Below are 17,703 nucleotides of genomic sequence, written 5' to 3'. Positions count from 1 at the left end.
GCTAGCGACTCTCGAACCTCCCCTCGCCCTTTGGGAGAGGGGTCGGGGGTGAGGGAAACGGGCAGGACTTTCATAATTTTTGGTGCCTTACAAAGTCATGTCCGTTTGGTTGCATTCCAGACAGAAGGAGGAGTCATGAAACTTTACACCGCGGCAGGTCCGCCGAATCCGCGACGGGTTGAGATGTTCCTTGCAGAAAAGGGCATCCACGATATCGAACGCGTGCTGGTCGATTTGAACGCCGGCGAACACAAGAAGGCTGATTTTCTGGCACGCAACCCGCGGACCAAGGTGCCGCTCCTCGAACTTGACGATGGCCGCTTCCTCGCTGAGTCGCGGGCTATTTGCAGCTATCTTGAGACGGTCTGTCCGTCCCCCAATCTGATGGGCCGCGATGGAGAAGAGCGGGCCTTTATCGAGATGATCGATCGGCAGATCGAGTTCGACCTTTTTTCCAGCATCGTCAATTGTGTTCGTCACACCCATCCCGGCCTGGCGGCTCTTGAACAGCCGCAGTTCGCTGATTTCGGTACAGCGCAGGGACAGAAGATGCGGGAGGCTGCGCGCTGGTTCGATAGCCATCTTGCGGCACATCCCTATGCGGCTGGCGAGCGGTTCACCATCGCCGACATCACCGCCTTCTGTGCCATTGAATTCGCGCGACTGGTCAGGTTCAAGCCAGGCCAGGAGGGCATGGCCAATCTTCAAGCCTGGCGCGATCGTATCGCCGGGCGGGCGAGTGCGAGCGCTTGACGGCTTGCCAGTTAAGGTTCGGGTACGCTCAGCGCCTTGCCGTTATTCTTCGGCCCCAGTTTCAGCAATAACGGTACCGCGCGCTTGGCCCAGGCCGTCGGGGATTCGTATCCTCCAGCGCTTGCGCCAAAGGATAAGCGCAGCATGTCGGTATCGACGATCCCCGGATTCATCGTGACGGCCGCCATCCCGTTGGGCAACTCCTGGGCCAGAGAGCCGGTCAGGCCCTCGATGGCCCATTTGCTGGCGCAGTAGGGCGCTACGTTCGGTGCGCTGCTGCGGCCCCAGCCGGAACTGAAGTTGATGATCACGCCACGGCCTTCGGCGATCATGGCCGGCACGAAATGGCGCAAAACGTTCGCTGTCCCTTTGACATTCACGTCGATGAGCGCGCCAAATTCCGCCGCCGATATCTCCCATAACGGTGCCGGCTTATTCATCAGCGCGGCGTTGTTGATCAGGATATCGGGCGGTCCCAATGTCGTCAGCACATGGCGGGACCACTGTCCGACCTGGACGTCGTCGGCGACGTCCACTGTGGCAAACCGGTGCGGCGCCACGAAACTCAAGCGGAGTTCATCGATCGCCGCTTCCGAACGTCCGCATCCGGCGACGGTGTGGCCGCGAGCGACAAACTCATCCAGCATGGCACGTCCGAGGCCTCGGGTAACGCCTGACATTACGATACGCAGTATGGATCCGCTCATGGTGGAGGCTTTCTTGGTTGCACGTTGGTGATGTTTGTCAGGCGCAGGCTTTTTCAGCCGCCATCAGGTCAATCAGGGTCAATATTTCCTTTGCAACCGGCAAGGAAAAACCGTTGCGCTGGCCTTCCCGGTTGTCTCGCAACAACTTCTGCAGGTATTCGAGACACTCCGGGGTGCCCCACATTGCATCAATCTGATCCCGGATATGCGGCAATAGTTCAAGCGTCATCTCAAGCTGTTCTCCCGGAGTCGCAATATCCCAATTGACGATCTCTACGTTGAATTTCTGGTTCAGGCTGGCTGCCAGCGCCTCAAACTCGGTGCACATCCCTTTTGCCCGATAGATTTCAAGCTGGCGGATCCACTGTTGCAGCGCTTCCTTCGGATTGGCCAGAATATATTCCTGCAGCGTTTGTGCTGCCCCTTCAATGTGACCGAAAGACAGCATGATCTCGGCCAACTCCATTTCCGGGCTGGCCGATGGAATATTCGGCGGAGTACCTTGCTCTATCTGTGGCGCCAGCGCTTGATCAGCCACTTTGAAAGGTGTTGCCGCAGCCTTCTCCAGAGGCTTTGAAAAACAATGCTCATCGCCGATGATCGTCGGTGCATCCATCAGTGACAAATGAGCTTTCATGACAACGTTGCGTCTACGACGCAGGACGAGCAGCAGAATTAACAGCACCGTTACGCCCAAAGCTGCGTAGCGCAGCCAGTCGATCGAGTCGGTCGACTCCGGCGGGAGGGCATCCTGCCCGATTTCCGGAATGGCCGCATTGCTTTTTTTACTTACTGGTGTGACTGCTGCCGGTAGCGGAGCGAGTACGGCCGCAGGTTCCTGCGTTGGCGTTGAGGAGTGTGGCGTAACAGCGGTGCTTACTCCAACACGTTCGCCAGCCACCTTCAACTCGCTCACTTCGCGCTGCATGCGAAGCAGTGCTTCGGTCAAGGCGAGCAGGGAATTGGACTGATCATTACGTGCCGTCAGCGTGCGATATTCGATGCGCAGCAGATCACGCTCTGCTTCGCTCGGCGAGCCGGGCGCGCTCAGTTCCGCAGTCATCTGCAAAGCCAGTTTGAGATCAGTGCTGAGTACGCCGATTGGTGAAATTCCGCCTGGATTGCGCACTGGACGAGTGATTTCAGTATCCTGGTGTTGCGCTGGCTGTGCAGGGACAGAGGTGCGGACGGTCTTTTTTTCTGGAATATCCGGAATGGCCGGCCTTGGCGGCTGAGGTGCTACTGGTGCTGGCGCAATTTCGCGCGCGGCAATATCGACCGGTGACGCGAAAAAGGTGTATTCGCGCCAGAGCCGTCCACCGGGGCAATTCGAATGGACCCCGATCTGCACCACCGGGTTACGCAACGGATGATCGGAGGAGATGTAAAGCTTTCCCTTGCCGTTCTCGTGCCTGAAACTCAGCCGCCCTTCGGTGATCCACGGCAAATCACTACTTGCCTGTATCGGTCGGTAAAGCCTGACACAGCTTGCTTCGAAGCGATCAGCAGGCTCTTCTTCGATGTCGATTTCGGCGTGCAGCAACTCCCCCAGGCGCGAACTGCTGCGGATTTCGCCGAGCATGACGGCGCCCGCATCAAACCCGGTCAGCAGCGTCATCATGGCAATGAAGCATGAGAGAAAACGGAATTTATTTGGTGGCATCGAATGCTTTGAATGGTTCTCGTTGTTCTAGTCGATTCAACAAGTGATTTATCCTAAAAACCGCAGTTGACAGCGACTAATTGACCGCAACTCCAAGTTTGACGGGTGTTTAGCCCTCACCCCAACCCTCTCCCGCGGGGAGAGGGAGTTTGCACCCTTCTCCCCGCGGGAGAAGGGCCGGGGATGAGGGCTTGCGACATTGGCATCACATCCAACTGAGGTTTTTAGGTTTATTCCGAAGCGTACCCTGCACTATACGCCTCATCAAGGGCGAAAATACTCCTGCTGCAACGCCCGTTAATCGGCGCTCTCAGAGCATCCCGCCTTGGGAGCCACTATCCGCGAGCTTTCCGGGGTATGCCGTCTGCGCATCGCCTATTGACGGGCTTGCAGGTCAGATTGGCGAGAAGCAAATGGATCATCCTTCTTATTGCTCATGCTTACTTCAGAAATCTTCGTTGAATCCCCTGATCTGCCGTCGCGCCTTCTTGGTCGGGCGGCCATGCAGGTCGCTGCCGGGCGTCGGGGCGAGCCGATGCGCTTCTTTCGCGGCGGCGCGGCGAGCGCTGCTCTCTGGCGTTTCGGCGTAAAGCTGCTGCGCTTCTGATGCTGGACGCCGCTGATCATTGAGGCCACGCACCTGGATCTTCCACAGTACGTCGCCAATCGCCAGATCGAGCATGTCTCCCGGGCGCACTTCGCGTGCCGGCTTGACGGTGGCCCCATTGAGCTTGATGTGGCCGGCGTGAATGGCTTGGGTTGCCAGCGAGCGTGTCTTGTAGAAACGCGCCACCCACAGCCATTTGTCGATGCGCAGGCTGGTGAGGGAGGGTTTGTCGGGGGCAGCCATATGAATAAATTCTCAGAGGCTGTTAAGGAATGCCTGAACATCTACCGCAGAGGCGCAGAGCCACAGAGGTTTCGCAGAGAATAACTTTAAAAACATTGGGTTTCCTTTGCGTTTCCTCTGCGGCTCTGCGCCTCTGCGGGCGCGTAGCCTGGCCTCGGGCCATGGATTCTTGATATTTTCACAGGTTTTCAGGCAGTTTCAACCGCTTCAACCGCTACGCCTGCGTCCTTGCCCTTGGGTGTGAAGCGGTCGAGGTAAACATAAACCACCGGCGTCAGATACAGGGTGAGGAACTGCGAGAGCAGCAGGCCGCCGACCACGGCCAGCCCCAGCGGGCGGCGCACCTCGGCACCGGCACCGAAGCCGATGGCGATGGGCAGGGTGCCGACCAGGGCGGCCATGGTGGTCATCATGATCGGTCGGAAGCGGATCAGACAGGCCTTGTAGATCGCTTCATGTGCCGGCAAGTTCTCGCTGCGCTGCCGGTCAAGGGCGAAGTCGATCATCATGATGGCGTTTTTCTTGACGATGCCGATCAGCATGATGACGCCGACGAAGGCGTACAGGCTGAGATCGACGCGGAAAACGAGCAGCGTAATCAGTGCCCCGAGCGCGGCAGAGGGCAGGCCGGAGAGGATGGTCAGCGGGTGGATGAAGCTCTCGTAGAGGATGCCGAGCACGATATAGACGACCAGGATGGCGATCAGGAGCAGGACGCCAAGCCCTTGCAGCGAGGACTGGAAGGCTTGCGCCGTACCTTGCAGGCTGGTGTTGAGCGAGGCCGGCATGCGCATTTCCTGCTCCAGCGCCTTGATGCGGTCGACGGCGTCGCCGAGCGAAACGCCGGGCAGCAGGTTGAAGGAAAGGGTGACCGAGGGTAGTTGCCCCTGATGGTTGACGGTCAGCGCCTGCGTCTTGCGGCTGACCTGGGTGACCGTATCGAGCGGGATCAATTTGCCGCTTGATGCCCGCACATAAAGGCGCGAGAGCATCGAGGGCTCGAGCTGGAATTCGGGGGCAACTTCGAGGATCACCTGGTACTGGTTGGTGGCGCCGTAAATCGTTGAAATTTGCCGCGAACTGAAGGCGCTTTGCAGCGCATCCTCGACCTGGCCGAAGCTCAGGCCCAGCGTGGCGATCTTGTCGCGGTCGACATCGAGAGCGACTACCGGGCTGAGGTTGTTGAGATTGCTGGTGACGTCGATGAAGCCGGGCAGCAGGCGAATTTTACCGAGCAGGGTTTCCGTCCATTGGTAGAGTTCGGCCAGGTCGGTGCTTTGCAGCGTGTATTGGTATTGCGCGGCGGTGAGTTGGCCGCCGATGCGGATGACCGGCGGGTTCTGCATGTAAACCTTGATGCCTGGCACGCTATTTAGCTTGGGGCGCAGTTGCTGGATGATTTCATCCGGCGTGAGCTTGCGCTCGTCGCGCGGCTTGAGGATCATGAAAATCGTACCGGTGTTGGAGGTCGGACGAATGCCTCCGCCGCCGACCGAGGACATGAAGGAGCGGATGTTCGGATCTTGAGCAACGATGGCGGCGACCGCGCGCTGATGCTCGACCATCGAGGCGAAGGACGCATCCTGAGCGCCTTCGGTAAAGGCGATGATCTGTCCGCTGTCGCCGCTCGGAATGAAATCCTTGGGCACCAGGGTGAAGATCACACCGGTCAATACGACAGTCGCCGCGAAGCCGGTCATTACCAGTCGCGGACGCGCCATGGCCCAGCTCAATGATTTCTCGTAGCCGGCCAGCAGCGTGTCGAAAAAACGTTCAAAGGCGCGGAAGACGCGGCCATGCTCCTCCGGTTCGGCGGGCTTGAGGTAGCGGCTGCACAGCATTGGCGTCAGCGTCAGCGATACGATGCCGGAAACGAGAATGGCCGCGCAGATGGTGACGGCAAACTCGTGCAGCAACCGTCCGACGATGCCGCTCATGAACAGCACCGGGATGAATACCGCAATCAGCGAAATGGTCATCGAGATGATGGTGAAGCCGATCTCGCGCGAGCCCTTGATGGCGGCCTCCAGCGGCGTTTCGCCCAGTTCGATGTGGCGGACGATATTTTCGAGCATGACGATTGCGTCGTCGACGACGAAGCCGACCGACAGCGTCAGCGCCAGCAGGGACAGATTGTCGAGGCTGTAGCCGAGCACGTACATGACGGCGAAGGTGCCGGCTATGGAAATGGGCAGCGCCAGAGCAGGGATGACGGTGGCCGACAGATTACGCAGGAAAAGCAGTATGACCAGGATGACCAGGAAGCCGGCGAGGATCAGCGTGAGTTGCACGTCATCGATCGCGTCGCGGATCGAGATGCTGCGGTCGAACAGCGTGGTCATGCTGATTGCCGCCGGCAGCTTGGCCTGGAAGCTGGGCAGGATGCGCTTGATCGAATTGACCGTCTCGATGGTATTGGCGCCCGGCTGACGCTGGATGGCCAGCACGATGGCGCGCTTATCGACATTCCAACTGGCGATACGCTTGTTCTCGACGCTGTCGGTCGGCGTCGCCACTTCTTCCAGGCGAACTGGTGCGCCGTTGCGCCAGGCGACGATCAGCGGGCGGTAGGCGGCGGCATTCATCAACTGCCCGTTGTCCTTGATGGCAAAAGTCTGGCGCTCGCCGTCGATCAGACCAACCGGCTGGTTAACGTTCGCCTGTGCTATTGCCTGCTGGAGTTCGTCGATACCCATGCCGCGCGCCGCGAGCTGATCCGGGTTGCTGCTAATACGGACGGCGTACTTTTGCGAGCCATAAATCAGCACCTGCGCAACGCCGCTGATGGTCGAGATGCGCTGCGCGAGTTGCGTCTCGGCGTATTCATTGACCACCGGCAACGGCAGGGTCGGCGAGGACAGCGCAATGTAGAAGATCGGTGAGTCGGCCGGGTTGACCTTGCGGTAGGAGGGCGGCGCCGGCATGTTCGGGGGCAACTTGCGCTGCGCCGCGGCAATCGCCGATTGAACATCCTGGGCGGCGGCATCGATGTTGCGTTCAAGCGAGAATTGCAAAGTGATCGAGGTGGTTCCCTGGGCGCTCGTCGAGTTCATCGAGTCGAGGCCGGCGATGGTCGAGAACTGTCCTTCGAGCGGCGTGGCGACGGCAGCGGCCATCGTTTCCGGCGATGCACCGGGCAGTGAGGCGGTGACAGAAATGGTCGGGAAATCGACACTCGGCAGTTCGGAAACCGGCAGCGCGCGATAGGCGATGATGCCGAAAATGACAAACGCTGCCATCAGCAGCGTGGTCATGACCGGGCGGCGGATGCAGAGTTCGGGCAGGTTCATCAGGTTGCCCTACTTGGCCGTTGCTGCTGTGGGTGTTGCCGGAGTTGTGGCGTTTTCCGGGGAGGCCACTTCCTTGGATTTTATCTTGACCCCAGGGGCGAGACGTAACTGGCCGTCGGTAACGACGGTCTCGCCGGCCTGCAGTCCCTTGCCGATGGCCGTCAGCCCGCCGTCCGAAGCCGCGGTTTCAAGCTTGCGCATTTCGACGCTGCTGTCTTCCTTGACGACAAAGACGAAATTGCCTTCTGCGCCTTGCTGTATGGCTTCATTGGGTACCGTGACCGCCTTGAGCAGCGTATCGAGCAGCAGCGTGACATTGAGGAACTGCCCCGGCGTCAGCTTTTCATCCGCGTTGGGTAGCAGCGCTTTCATCAGGATGGTGCCGGTTGCGCTATCGACCGCATTGTCGAGGAAGCGCACTTCGCCTTCAATGTGTTGTGACTTTTCGCCAGGCAGGCTGACGTCGACGGTCATGCGGCTGGTTTTGCCGCCGCCTGATCCTAGAGCGGCACGTAGTCGCGGCAAGTGTTTTTCCGGCACCGAGAAGCTGATCAGCAAGGGGCGCACGCGATTGACTACGGCCAGGGCCGTGTCGTTGATCTTTATTGATGAGCCGGGAAAGACCAGTCGTGCGCCGACCACGCCGGTGAACGGAGCGCGAATGGTGGCGTAGGTAAGCTGCAAGCGCGCCAGTTCAACCGTGGCCCTGCTGGCACGCAGGTTCGCGCTAGCGGCGGCTTCGTTGGTACGGATATCGTTGACCTTCTCTTCGGATACGAAGTTGCGCTCCTTGAGTGCCACGTAGCGTGCGGTGTCCGAGCGCGTTTTGGCGACCAGTGCTGCGTCGCGGGCGGCGCTGGCTTCGGCCTGTTGCAACCGGGCGGCGAAATCGGTCGGGTCAAGACGGATCAGTACATCGCCCTGTTTGACATGCTGTCCTTCGGTAAATAGAACGGCAGCCACCTGCCCATCGACCCGTGACTTCAGCGTGACGCTTTCGTAGGCTTCAGCGCGACCGACCACTTGCAGGGTGACGGGAATATCCCGTTCCAACGCCTTGGCTGTGGTGACAGGCACCGGCGGCGGCTCTGCCTTCTTTTTCGCGCCGTCCTCCGAACATGCTGCCAAGGTTATGAGAGTGATGAACAGGAGGGCGAAGCGGCTTGGTTTCACGGGAGCTGGCTTTCGAGTGCGTAAAGTTCTTCGACCGTCTCGCGGCGGCGAATGAGGTACATCTCGGAGCCATCAACCATCACCTCGGCGGCGCGCGGTCGGGTGTTGTAGTTGGAACTCATGGCCATGCCGTAGGCCCCGGCAGACATCACTGCAAGCAGGTCTCCGGGTTCAATGGTCAGTTCCCGGTTGTGGCCGAGGAAATCGCCTGTCTCGCAGATTGGGCCGACAATGTCCCAGTTGCAGGTGTCTCCGTTACGCGGCGTTACCGGGACGATGTCGTGCCAGGCGTCGTAGAGCGCAGGGCGGGCGAGGTCATTCATGGCGGCATCGATGATGGCGAAATTCTTCACTTCGCCCGGCTTGAGGTATTCAACTTTTGTCAGCAATATGCCGGCATTGCCCACCAGTCGACGCCCCGGTTCGAGCAGGATCTTGAGGCGTCGATCCTTCAGTTTCTGCAACAAGGGCTGCAGGTAGGACTTTACGGTGGGCGCCGCTTCATCCTTGTAGCGGATGCCGAGACCGCCGCCGAGATCAATATGGTGCAGGGTAATTCCATTGGCGGCGAGCTGATCGATCAGTTGCAGGAGCTTGTCTAGCGCTTCGGCGAAGGGCGCAGGGTCGAGCAGTTGCGATCCGATGTGGCAGTCGATACCGATAACTTCGAGGTTCGGCAGGCTGGCTGCATGCTGGTAAATTTTCAGCGCGTCATCGTAGGCTACGCCGAACTTATTCTCTTTTAATCCGGTCGAAATATAAGGGTGCGTTTTGGCATCGACATCCGGATTGACGCGCAGGCTGATGGGTGCCTTCTTGCCAAGGCTCGCGGCGACTTCATTGAGCCGGTCGAGTTCGGGCGCCGACTCGACGTTGAAGCAGAGTATGCCGGTGGTCAGGGCAAAGGCCATTTCGGCGGTGGACTTGCCAACACCGGAGAAGACGATCTTTTGCGGATCGGCACCGGCAGCCAGTGCTCGCTTCAGTTCGCCGATGGAAACAATGTCGAAACCGGCGCCTCTGCGCGCGAAGACGTTGAGTACCGCCAGGTTGGAATTGGCCTTGAGGGCGTAACACACCAGCGAATCAAGGCCGTTTAGCTCCTGCTGGAATTCATCGAGCGAGGCTTCGAGTGCGGCGCGGGAGTATACATAGCAAGGCGTGGCGAAGCGTTCAGCGATGTCGGAAAGCGGCACGGATTCAGCATGCAGTTGCCCGTTGATCAGCGAAAATGCCTTCATTGGACGGCTTCTTTTGCCGTGTTAAGATCATCAGGAGCGGAGGCAGGCTGTACGGTCGTGCTTGCTGGGGCAGGTGGTGCTTTGGGCGGCGGCGGGAGAGTCAGCGACCCTTTGGTGCCGCAGGCACCTAGAATCAGCGCAAAGAGCAAGACGGAAAGTGTGAGATGACGGCGCATGAGGAGTAACCGAAAATGGAAAATGGTAGCACAGGATGAATGATAGCGAATTCAATGAGCTTGCCGATGCAGCACTGACCCGGATTGAGAACGCGCTTGAAGCCAGTGGCGCCGATCTGGATTTTGCGATGATCAGCGCCGGTGTTCTTGAGATCGAGTTTGCCGACGGCAGCAAGATCATCGTCAACCGTCATGGTGCCGCGAAAGAGGTGTGGGTGGCCGCTCGATCTGGCGGCTTTCATTTCCGCTGGGACGGCAATGCCTGGCGAGATACTCGTGATGGCAGCGAACTCGTGGCGGCATTGTCCAAATTGGTTTCAGCGCAAGCCGGTGAGCCGGTAATCCTCGATTAGGCTTTAGGCTTTAATCAACCGGCGGCTTGTTGTTCTGGTCCTGCCCCGGCTCTGGTTGTGATTCCGGTTCCACAATAGCCGGCACGTTTTCCTTGTAGAACATCTCTTTTGCTGGCCCCTTGCCTGAGTTCGCCATTTCAAGGGCGACCAGTCCTTCGGGTTGCGGCATGAAGGATTCCGGTACGTCCTTGAGGACCTTGGCCATATATCCAATCCAGGTCGGCAACGCGGCGGAGCCACCGGTTTCGCCGATACCCATATTCTTCGGTTGATCGAAGCCAATCCAAGAACAGCCGACGACGGTTCGCTGATAGCCACAGAACCAGGCATCGACGTGCTCATTGGTGGTGCCTGTCTTACCCGCGAGGTCGCGGCGCTTGAGCGTAGCGGAGGCACGAGCCGCGGTGCCGTAGATGGTGACGCCGCGGAGCATGCTATCCATCAGATAGGCATTGCGCGGGTCGATGGCCCGCAGTGACTCATCATCGGCGGTGACTGGCTGGGCCGCTGCAAGCACCTGCCCCTTCTCATCCAGAATTTCGCGCACGATGTAGGGCTGGATCCGGTAGCCGCCGTTGGCAAAAACAGCATAGGCGGTAACCATCTGCCAAGGGGTGACCGAACCGGCGCCTAGCGCCATGGTCAGGTAGGGCGGGTGTTTGTCGGCATCGAAGCCGAAGCGGGTGGCGTAGTCCTGAATGAAGTGAACACCGCTGGCTTGCAACAGGCGAATCGAGACCATGTTCTTTGACTTGGCCAAAGCTGTGCGCATGCTCATCGGCCCTTCGTATTTTCCGTCGTAGTTTTTTGGTTCCCAAGCCTGGCTTCCGGTCACCGAGGCGGGAAAACTGATCGGTTCGTCGAGGACGATAGAAGCCGGCGTGAAGCCTTTTTCCAGGGCGCCAGAATAAATGAAGGGCTTGAAACTCGACCCCGGTTGCCGCCAGGCCTGTGTTGTGTGGTTGAATTTGTTACGGTTGAAATCAAAACCACCAACTAGAGAACGTATAGCGCCATTTTGCGGGTCGGCGGACAGGAACGCCGCCTCAACCTCCGGCATTTGCGTGATGCGCCAATTGTTCTTGTCGTCGGTCTGCACGCGAATTACAGCACCGCGACGCAGTCGTTTGTTCGGTGGTGATTTGTCGTCCATCATGCGGGCTGCGAATTTCAGGCCCTCGCCACTGATGCTGACTATTTCGCCACCACGCCGGTAGGCGCGAATCTGTTTGGCATCTGCTTGCAGAACCACGGCCGGATGCAGATCTTCCGAGTCGCTAAATTCCTGAAGCAGTTCGTCAAGCGCTTCGTCCTGTTCAGACTTGATGTCGGTCATCTCGACGTAGGCTTCAGCACCACGGTAGCCATGACGTCGATCATAGTCGAGGACGCCGCGTCGCAAACTGCTGTAAGCCGCTTCCTGATCACTCTTGAGGATCGTTGTGTAGACCCGCAGGCCGCGTGTGTAGACGTCTTCCGGAAAGCGCTCGGCTGCCATCTGGCGCGCCATTTCAGCGACAAACTCGGCGTGTACGGCATATTCATTGGTATCGCGCTTGACGACCAGTACCTGTTTCAAGGCCGCATCGTGTTGCTTGGCATCAATAAATCCGAGTTCCTGCATGCGGCGCAAGACATACTGCTGACGCAAGCTGGCGCGCTTGGGGTTGACCACCGGGTTGAAGGCGGAAGGCGCTTTCGGCAATCCGGCCAGCATGGCCGCTTCGGCGATGTTCAGATCCTTCAGGGGCTTGCCAAAATAAATCTGCGCTGCGGCGCCGAAACCGTAGGCACGTTGCCCGAGAAAAATCTGGTTGATATACAACTCAAAAATCTGATCCTTGCTCAGGTTGTTTTCAATCTTGAAAGAAAGCAGTGCTTCGTAGAGCTTGCGGGTATAGGTTTTTTCCGAGGACAGGAAAAAGTTTTTTGCAACCTGCTGCGTAATGGTCGAGGCTCCCTGCCGTTTGCCACCTCCCAGCAAATTACTCGAGGCCGCGCGCAATACGCCCAGCGCATCCACGCCGCTGTGCTGGTAAAAACGCTCGTCTTCCGCAGCCAGAATGGCCTGTTTCATTACGTCAGGAACGTCCTGAATGCTCACCACCGCTCGACGTTCCTCGCCGAATTCACCAATCAGGAGGCCTTCAGAGGTGTAAACGCGTAGAGGAATCTTCGGCCGATAGTCGGTCAGGATTTCCAGCGAAGGCAGATTCGGATAGGTCAGGATCAGAATCACGGCAGCCATGGCAGTGGCCATCGCGGCAATGCCGATAATGAACAGGACAGGATAAATTATCCAGCGGGAAAGGTTAGGCAATGTGGAGTTCCGAAGCGAAAAAATAATTGAGCATTATAAACGTTGCGCTAAGGGCTGTGACAGAGCCTGGAAGCTGCGAAAAAATGGCTTTACTTGCCCGATACTTGTTGCTAGCATCTAATGTAGATTATCTATAAATCCGCTAACTACTAATTATTCAAGGGTTTTTTCGGCGAGGGGGAGCAATTTGCAACTCGATCTATCGATCTTTAATCCTAAGGCACGCTCCCTGATTGGTCTTGATATCAGTTCGTCTTCAGTCAAAATGGTTGAGTTGGCGAGTGACGGGAAGAGCGGATATCGCGTTGAACGGTACACGATTGAAATTTTGCCTAGAGATGCGGTGGCTGACGGCAATATTGTCAATCTGGAAGCGGCGGCCGAGTCCGTACGCCGGGCCTGGAAAAAACTGGCGACCTCAACCAGAAATGTGGCGATTGCACTTCCTGCGTCACATGTAATTACCAAGAAAATAATCGTGGCCGCCGGCCAGCGCGAGGAAGACCTGGAACTTCAGGTTGAATCCGAGGCCAACCAGTACATCCCGTTTGCACTTGAGGAAGTTAACCTCGACTTTCAGGTCGTCGGTCCGGCACCGTCCTCTCCAGATGAAATAGAGGTTCTGATTGCCGCGTCACGCAAGGAGAAGGTTGAGGATCGTGTTGCCGTGGTGGAATCCGCCGGTTTGAAACCGGTGGTCATGGATGTTGAATCCTACGCCGTCCTTTCAGCTTTTGAGTTGATCGAAAAGCAACTCCCCGATGGCGGCAAGGGGCAAATCATTGCCTTGGTCGATGTTGGAGCCAACGTAATGAACCTGACTGTGCTACGCAACGGCCAGCAACTTTATGTTCGCGAACAGGCATTTGGCGGGAATCAGCTGACACAGGATATCGCCCGTCTTTTCGGATTGAATTTTGAGGAGGCTGAGGCCGAGAAGCGGCGGAATAATCTGCCGGATAACTATGAAGCAGAACTCTTGCAACCGTTTGTCGAGAGCATGGCGTTGGAGGTGTCGCGTGCTTTGCAGTTCTTCTTTACTTCCACACAGTTTAATCAGATCAATCACATCGTTCTTGCCGGTGGATGCGCTGTCCTTCCGGGCGCAGACGAAGTGGTGGCGTCCCGTACGCAGATCAACACGATTATTGCCAACCCCTTTGCTGATATGGTGTTGTCCGACCGGGTTCGCGCCAAGAGTCTGCTGGCTGACGCTTCCTCGTTGATGGCAGCGTGCGGCCTCGCTCTGCGGAGATTTGACGAATGATACGCATCAATCTCCTCCCGCATCGCGAAGAAAAACGCAGGGCAAGACGCCAGCAGTTTTATACGCTACTGGGAATGGTTTCAGTTCTCTCCGGGTTAATCGTGTTTCTGGTTTATTCGTTTATCTCGGGCTACATCGCTGCTCAAGAAGCGAAGAACGAGTTCATAAAAAAAGAGATCGTGGTTCTTGACAAACAGATTGATCAAATCAAGAGCCTCAAGGAACAAACCCAGGCATTGCTGGCTCGCAAGCAAATCATCGAGTCCTTGCAGCGTGATCGGGCAGAGGCCGTGCGTCTGTTAAGCGAGTTGGTCAAGCAAATACCTGAGGGTGTTTATATTCGCTCGATAAAACAGGACGGCTTCAAGGTTTCCTTGATTGGATATGCGCAATCCAACGCGCGGGTTTCAACGCTGATGCGTAATATTGAAGCTTCCCCCTGGCTTGAAAAGCCCCAGTTGATCGAAATCAAGGCAACCTCTGTTGATAAGCGACGACTCAACGAATTCAACATGAACATCTCTCTTAAACGTCCCCCGGTTGAAGATGGAGGCAAGAAATGAAAGCGCCCTCCATTACAAAAATTGACTTCAAGGTGTTTCTTGACGACTTCAGGAACCTGAACCCGAAGGACGTGGGCGCTTGGCCAATCGTGCCGCGCGTAACGGTATTGTTTGGCCTTTTTGCGGCGATCCTGGTTGCGGGTTGGTGGTTTGTATGGGCTGATCAACTGGACGCTCTTGCTGCACGGCAACAGGATGAATTAAAGCTCAGGGAAGAATTTGTTGCCAAGAAGAAGCAGGCGGTCAATCTTGATCTGTATGTACAGCAGTTGAGCGAGATTGACCGTTCATTCGGTGCTCTGTTGAAACAATTGCCCAATAAATCCGAGGTTGAATCCTTGCTGATCGAGATCAACCAGTCTGGAATGGGCCGAGGCTTGCAGTTCGATCTCTTCAAGCCAGGTCAGGAGATCAGCAAGGATTTTTACGCAGAGTTGCCCATCAATGTGCGTCTGACAGGGAACTACCATGACTTTGGTGCCTTTGCCGGTGATATAGGCCGGCTGTCGAGAATCGTTACCTTGAATAACGTTTCGATTACTGCCAATCCACAGACAAAAGATGGAAGTCTGGTCATGGACGCCGTAACAAAGACTTTCCGCTATCTCGATGATGATGAATTGGCCGCCAAGAGGAAGGCGGCTCAGGCCGCCAAGGGTGGAAAGAAATGAGAAAGATAGCTGTTGCGCTAGCTAGCATTGTGTTGGTTGCCTGCTCTGGCGGGGATAATGAAGATCTGCGCCAGTGGATGAATGATGCTGCCAAGGATATTAAAGGCAGTATTCCACCGCTGCCCCAGGTCAAGCCCTATGAACCGGTGCCCTATGATGCAGGGAACCTGATAGATCCTTTCAAGCCGGCCAAGATTGGCACCGAGCAGAAGAAGACTGGCGGTGGTGGTTTGCAACCGGACTTGGATCGGCCGCGAGAGCCTTTGGAGTCTTATCCGCTGGAGTCGTTGAAATATGTCGGTGTGATGACCAAGAAGAAAGTTTCTTATGCCATCATTCAGGTCGACGGTTCCTTGTATCAGGTGAGGGTCGGGAATTATATGGGTCAAAATTTCGGGGTGATCACCATGGTTTCGGAATCTGAAGTGGCGCTAAAAGAACTCATCCAGGATTCGGCAGGGGATTGGGTTGAAAGAGCAAGTACGCTCTTGCTACAGGGTCAGGAGGGGAAAAAGTGAAACAAATCAAATGCTACCTGCTCAGCTTAGTCGGCGGGATCTTCTTGGCGGCGGCTTCAGTTAATGCTCAGGAAACCACGCCAAATTCGATTGAGTCCATGACCGTTGCGCAACAGGGTGGCGTGCTGAATGTCAAGTTGACATTCAAGGAGCCTTTGAAAACACTGCCATCAGGTTTCAGTGTGGCCAAACCTGCGCGTATTGCCCTTGACTTTGCTAATACGACCAACGGTCTCGGCAAGAATAGCCAAACTTACAACGAGGGTGATCTGAAAAGCGCCAATGTTGTTCAGGCCGAAGGGCGTACTCGCTTGGTGTTGAATCTGAACCAGGCGATGACTTACGAGTCGACAATCGACGGAAACAGCCTGCTGCTGGCTTTAGTTCCAATTGCCAAAGAAATTGGGGTACCCGCAGTTGAGCACTTCGCACAGGTGAGTCCCTCACAGGCGTCGAATAGCATTCGGGATATCGCATTTCGCCGTGGCAAAGACGGAGAGGCGAGAATTACGGTGGATCTGAGCGACCCTAATGCGGGTATCGATATTCGCCAACAGGGGCAAAATCTGGTCATCGATTTCGTAAAAGTGAGTGTGCCGGATGCGCTTCGCAAGCGCCTGGATGTCACCGACTTTGCTACGCCAGTCGTTTCACTCAACACAATTCAGCAAGGCGCGAACGCTCGTATGACGATTACGCCCCGCGGTTTGTGGGAACATAACGCATACCAGACTGACAACCAGTTCGTCATCGAAGTAAAACCGATCATCGAGAATCCCAACAAACTGGTGCAGGGGTCACGTGGCGGCTTCCAGGGCGAGAAGTTGTCGCTAAATTTCCAGAACGTTGAAGTGCGACGCCTGCTGCAGGTGATCGGCGAGTTTACCGGAATGAATATGGTGGTTAGTGATTCGGTCGGCGGGTCAATTACGCTGATATTAAAAGATGTTCCCTGGGATCAGGCACTGGATATTATCCTCCAGCAAAAAGGCCTTGACATGCGCAAGAACGGAAATGTCATCCTGATCGCTCCGCGTGAGGAAATTGCCACCAAGGAAAAACTCGAGTTTGAATCGAAGATGCAGATCAGTGATCTGGAGCCACTGCGCACCGAAAGCTTTCAGATGAACTACATAAAGGCTGCAGATGTTCAGAAGCTTTTGGTCGATCCAAAACAGTCATTGCTCTCCAAGCGCGGTAGCGCCTTGCTGGATGATAGATCCAACATGATGTTCGTAAAGGACACGCCAGGCCGGCTGGAAGATGTAAGAGAAATGATCGCCAAGGTGGATGTGCCGGTGCGACAGGTGATGATTGAAGCGCGAATCGTCGAAGCTGGGGATAGTTTTGCCAAGAATCTTGGTATTCGGCTCGGCTGGGGCGGTGCCTTTACAAGCATAGGGCCGGTGATCCCTGCAATAAGTAGTGGAGCGGCGCCAAATCAATTTGGCACAAATACCGTATTGAGTGGAAATGCATCGACCATTTCTTCAGTCAATCTTCCGGCAACACCGCGTACCGGAAGGGCCGGCACGTTTGGCCTCATGCTTTTTAACAGTACAAAAACCCAGATGCTAACTGCTGAAATTTCAGCGCTTGAAGCGGATGGTATGCTCAAGGTGATTTCCAGCCCGCGAGTGTTGACGGCCAATCAGATTGAGGCATTAATCGAGCAGGGGGTAGAGATTCCGTATCAGCAAGCTACATCATCGGGTGCGACAAGCGTGTCGTTCAGGAAAGCCAATCTGTCGCTGAAAGTCAAGCCCCAGATTACTCCGGACGGAAGAGTGACGATGACTTTGGACATCAACAAGGATACTCCCAATGAAACTCTGAACACGGGAGGCAGTGGGGTAGCCATTGATACCAAACACATCAAGACTGAAGTTCTTGTCGAGAATGGCGGTACTGTGGTCATTGGAGGTGTTTACACACAAAAGAAAAATGAGAATACACAGCGAATTCCTTTCTTTGGCGACCTTCCCTATATCGGCTGGCTATTCAAGAACCGGGAATGGATCGATGATAAAACGGAATTGTTGATTTTCATTACGCCAAGAATTGTTGCTGAAAACCTCGCCGTCCGCTGATTCTTCGGCCTACGATTCAAAAAAGCCGGCAGCTGCCGGCTTTTTTGCGCCCTCTCGTTAGCGGGCCG

At 56.2% G+C, this 17,703-nt stretch carries 15 protein-coding genes; 7 read left to right on the top strand and 8 right to left on the bottom strand.

Annotation, left to right across the window (positions count from 1 at the left end; translation table 11 throughout):
- Positions 1 to 135 precede the first annotated feature (135 nt).
- The gene (locus tag ACOYNV_RS10310) at positions 136 to 753 is read left to right on the top strand and encodes a glutathione S-transferase family protein (RefSeq protein ID WP_422899685.1); all 618 of its coding nucleotides are present in this window, start codon (positions 136 to 138) and stop codon (positions 751 to 753) included.
- 11 nt (positions 754 to 764) lie between these two features.
- On the opposite strand, the gene ACOYNV_RS10305 is transcribed toward ACOYNV_RS10310, so the two are convergent.
- The 7 genes from ACOYNV_RS10305 to lptM form a co-directional block, all read right to left on the bottom strand.
- Complete coding sequence (locus ACOYNV_RS10305) at positions 765 to 1,460, bottom strand: SDR family oxidoreductase (RefSeq protein ID WP_422899684.1); 696 nt, start codon at positions 1,458 to 1,460, stop codon at positions 765 to 767.
- Positions 1,461 to 1,497: 37 nt separating this feature from the next.
- Positions 1,498 to 3,123, bottom strand: coding sequence for a type IV pilus assembly protein FimV (locus tag ACOYNV_RS10300; RefSeq protein ID WP_422899683.1), 1,626 nt, complete (start codon positions 3,121 to 3,123; stop codon positions 1,498 to 1,500).
- Between the two features lie 445 nt (positions 3,124 to 3,568).
- Complete coding sequence (locus ACOYNV_RS10295) at positions 3,569 to 3,973, bottom strand: RNA-binding S4 domain-containing protein (protein ID WP_422899682.1); 405 nt, start codon at positions 3,971 to 3,973, stop codon at positions 3,569 to 3,571.
- A gap of 188 nt (positions 3,974 to 4,161) precedes the next feature.
- Positions 4,162 to 7,263 carry an efflux RND transporter permease subunit gene (locus tag ACOYNV_RS10290; protein ID WP_422899681.1) on the bottom strand — a complete coding sequence of 1,034 codons (3,102 nt, stop codon included), beginning with the start codon at positions 7,261 to 7,263 and terminating at the stop codon, positions 4,162 to 4,164.
- Between the two features lie 9 nt (positions 7,264 to 7,272).
- Positions 7,273 to 8,340 (bottom strand): efflux RND transporter periplasmic adaptor subunit, encoded by a 1,068-nt coding sequence (locus ACOYNV_RS10285; protein ID WP_422899680.1) that lies wholly within the window; start codon positions 8,338 to 8,340, stop codon positions 7,273 to 7,275.
- Positions 8,341 to 8,432: 92 nt separating this feature from the next.
- Positions 8,433 to 9,677: a diaminopimelate decarboxylase gene (lysA, locus tag ACOYNV_RS10280; RefSeq protein ID WP_422899679.1), complete on the bottom strand. Its 1,245-nt coding sequence runs from the start codon at positions 9,675 to 9,677 to the stop codon at positions 8,433 to 8,435.
- Positions 9,674 to 9,853 carry an LPS translocon maturation chaperone LptM gene (gene lptM, locus ACOYNV_RS10275; protein ID WP_422899678.1) on the bottom strand — a complete coding sequence of 60 codons (180 nt, stop codon included), beginning with the start codon at positions 9,851 to 9,853 and terminating at the stop codon, positions 9,674 to 9,676. Before lptM ends, lysA begins: the two co-directional genes overlap by 4 nt.
- A 35-nt stretch (positions 9,854 to 9,888) precedes the next feature.
- Between lptM and cyaY the strand changes: the two genes are divergently transcribed.
- Positions 9,889 to 10,206 carry an iron donor protein CyaY gene (gene cyaY / locus ACOYNV_RS10270; RefSeq protein WP_422899677.1) on the top strand — a complete coding sequence of 106 codons (318 nt, stop codon included), beginning with the start codon at positions 9,889 to 9,891 and terminating at the stop codon, positions 10,204 to 10,206.
- Positions 10,207 to 10,216: 10 nt separating this feature from the next.
- Here cyaY and ACOYNV_RS10265 read toward each other — a convergent pair whose 3' ends face one another.
- Positions 10,217 to 12,526: a penicillin-binding protein 1A gene (locus ACOYNV_RS10265; protein WP_422899676.1), complete on the bottom strand. Its 2,310-nt coding sequence runs from the start codon at positions 12,524 to 12,526 to the stop codon at positions 10,217 to 10,219.
- Positions 12,527 to 12,713: 187 nt separating this feature from the next.
- On the opposite strand from ACOYNV_RS10265, the gene ACOYNV_RS10260 reads away from it, so the two are divergent.
- Genes ACOYNV_RS10260 through pilQ form a run of 5 tightly spaced genes read left to right on the top strand, consistent with a single transcriptional unit; the run spans position 12,714 to position 17,635 of the window.
- Positions 12,714 to 13,793 carry a pilus assembly protein PilM gene (locus tag ACOYNV_RS10260; RefSeq protein ID WP_422899675.1) on the top strand — a complete coding sequence of 360 codons (1,080 nt, stop codon included), beginning with the start codon at positions 12,714 to 12,716 and terminating at the stop codon, positions 13,791 to 13,793.
- Entirely contained in the window at positions 13,790 to 14,356 is a 567-nt protein-coding gene (locus ACOYNV_RS10255; protein ID WP_422899674.1) for a PilN domain-containing protein, read from the top strand. The genes ACOYNV_RS10260 and ACOYNV_RS10255 overlap by 4 nt, the downstream gene beginning before the upstream one ends.
- Positions 14,353 to 15,027: a type 4a pilus biogenesis protein PilO gene (locus ACOYNV_RS10250; protein WP_422899673.1), complete on the top strand. Its 675-nt coding sequence runs from the start codon at positions 14,353 to 14,355 to the stop codon at positions 15,025 to 15,027. The genes ACOYNV_RS10255 and ACOYNV_RS10250 overlap by 4 nt, the downstream gene beginning before the upstream one ends.
- Positions 15,024 to 15,545 carry a pilus assembly protein PilP gene (locus tag ACOYNV_RS10245; RefSeq protein ID WP_422899672.1) on the top strand — a complete coding sequence of 174 codons (522 nt, stop codon included), beginning with the start codon at positions 15,024 to 15,026 and terminating at the stop codon, positions 15,543 to 15,545. Before ACOYNV_RS10250 ends, ACOYNV_RS10245 begins: the two co-directional genes overlap by 4 nt.
- On the top strand, positions 15,542 to 17,635 hold the full coding sequence (gene pilQ / locus ACOYNV_RS10240) for a type IV pilus secretin PilQ (RefSeq protein WP_422899671.1): 2,094 nt from the start codon (positions 15,542 to 15,544) through the stop codon (positions 17,633 to 17,635). Before ACOYNV_RS10245 ends, pilQ begins: the two co-directional genes overlap by 4 nt.
- The last annotated feature ends 68 nt before the right edge of the window (positions 17,636 to 17,703 follow it).

Source organism: Propionivibrio sp. (assembly GCF_049316945.1).
GTDB lineage: Bacteria > Pseudomonadota > Gammaproteobacteria > Burkholderiales > Rhodocyclaceae > Propionivibrio.
This window is presented reverse-complemented; position numbering and strand designations above follow the sequence as displayed.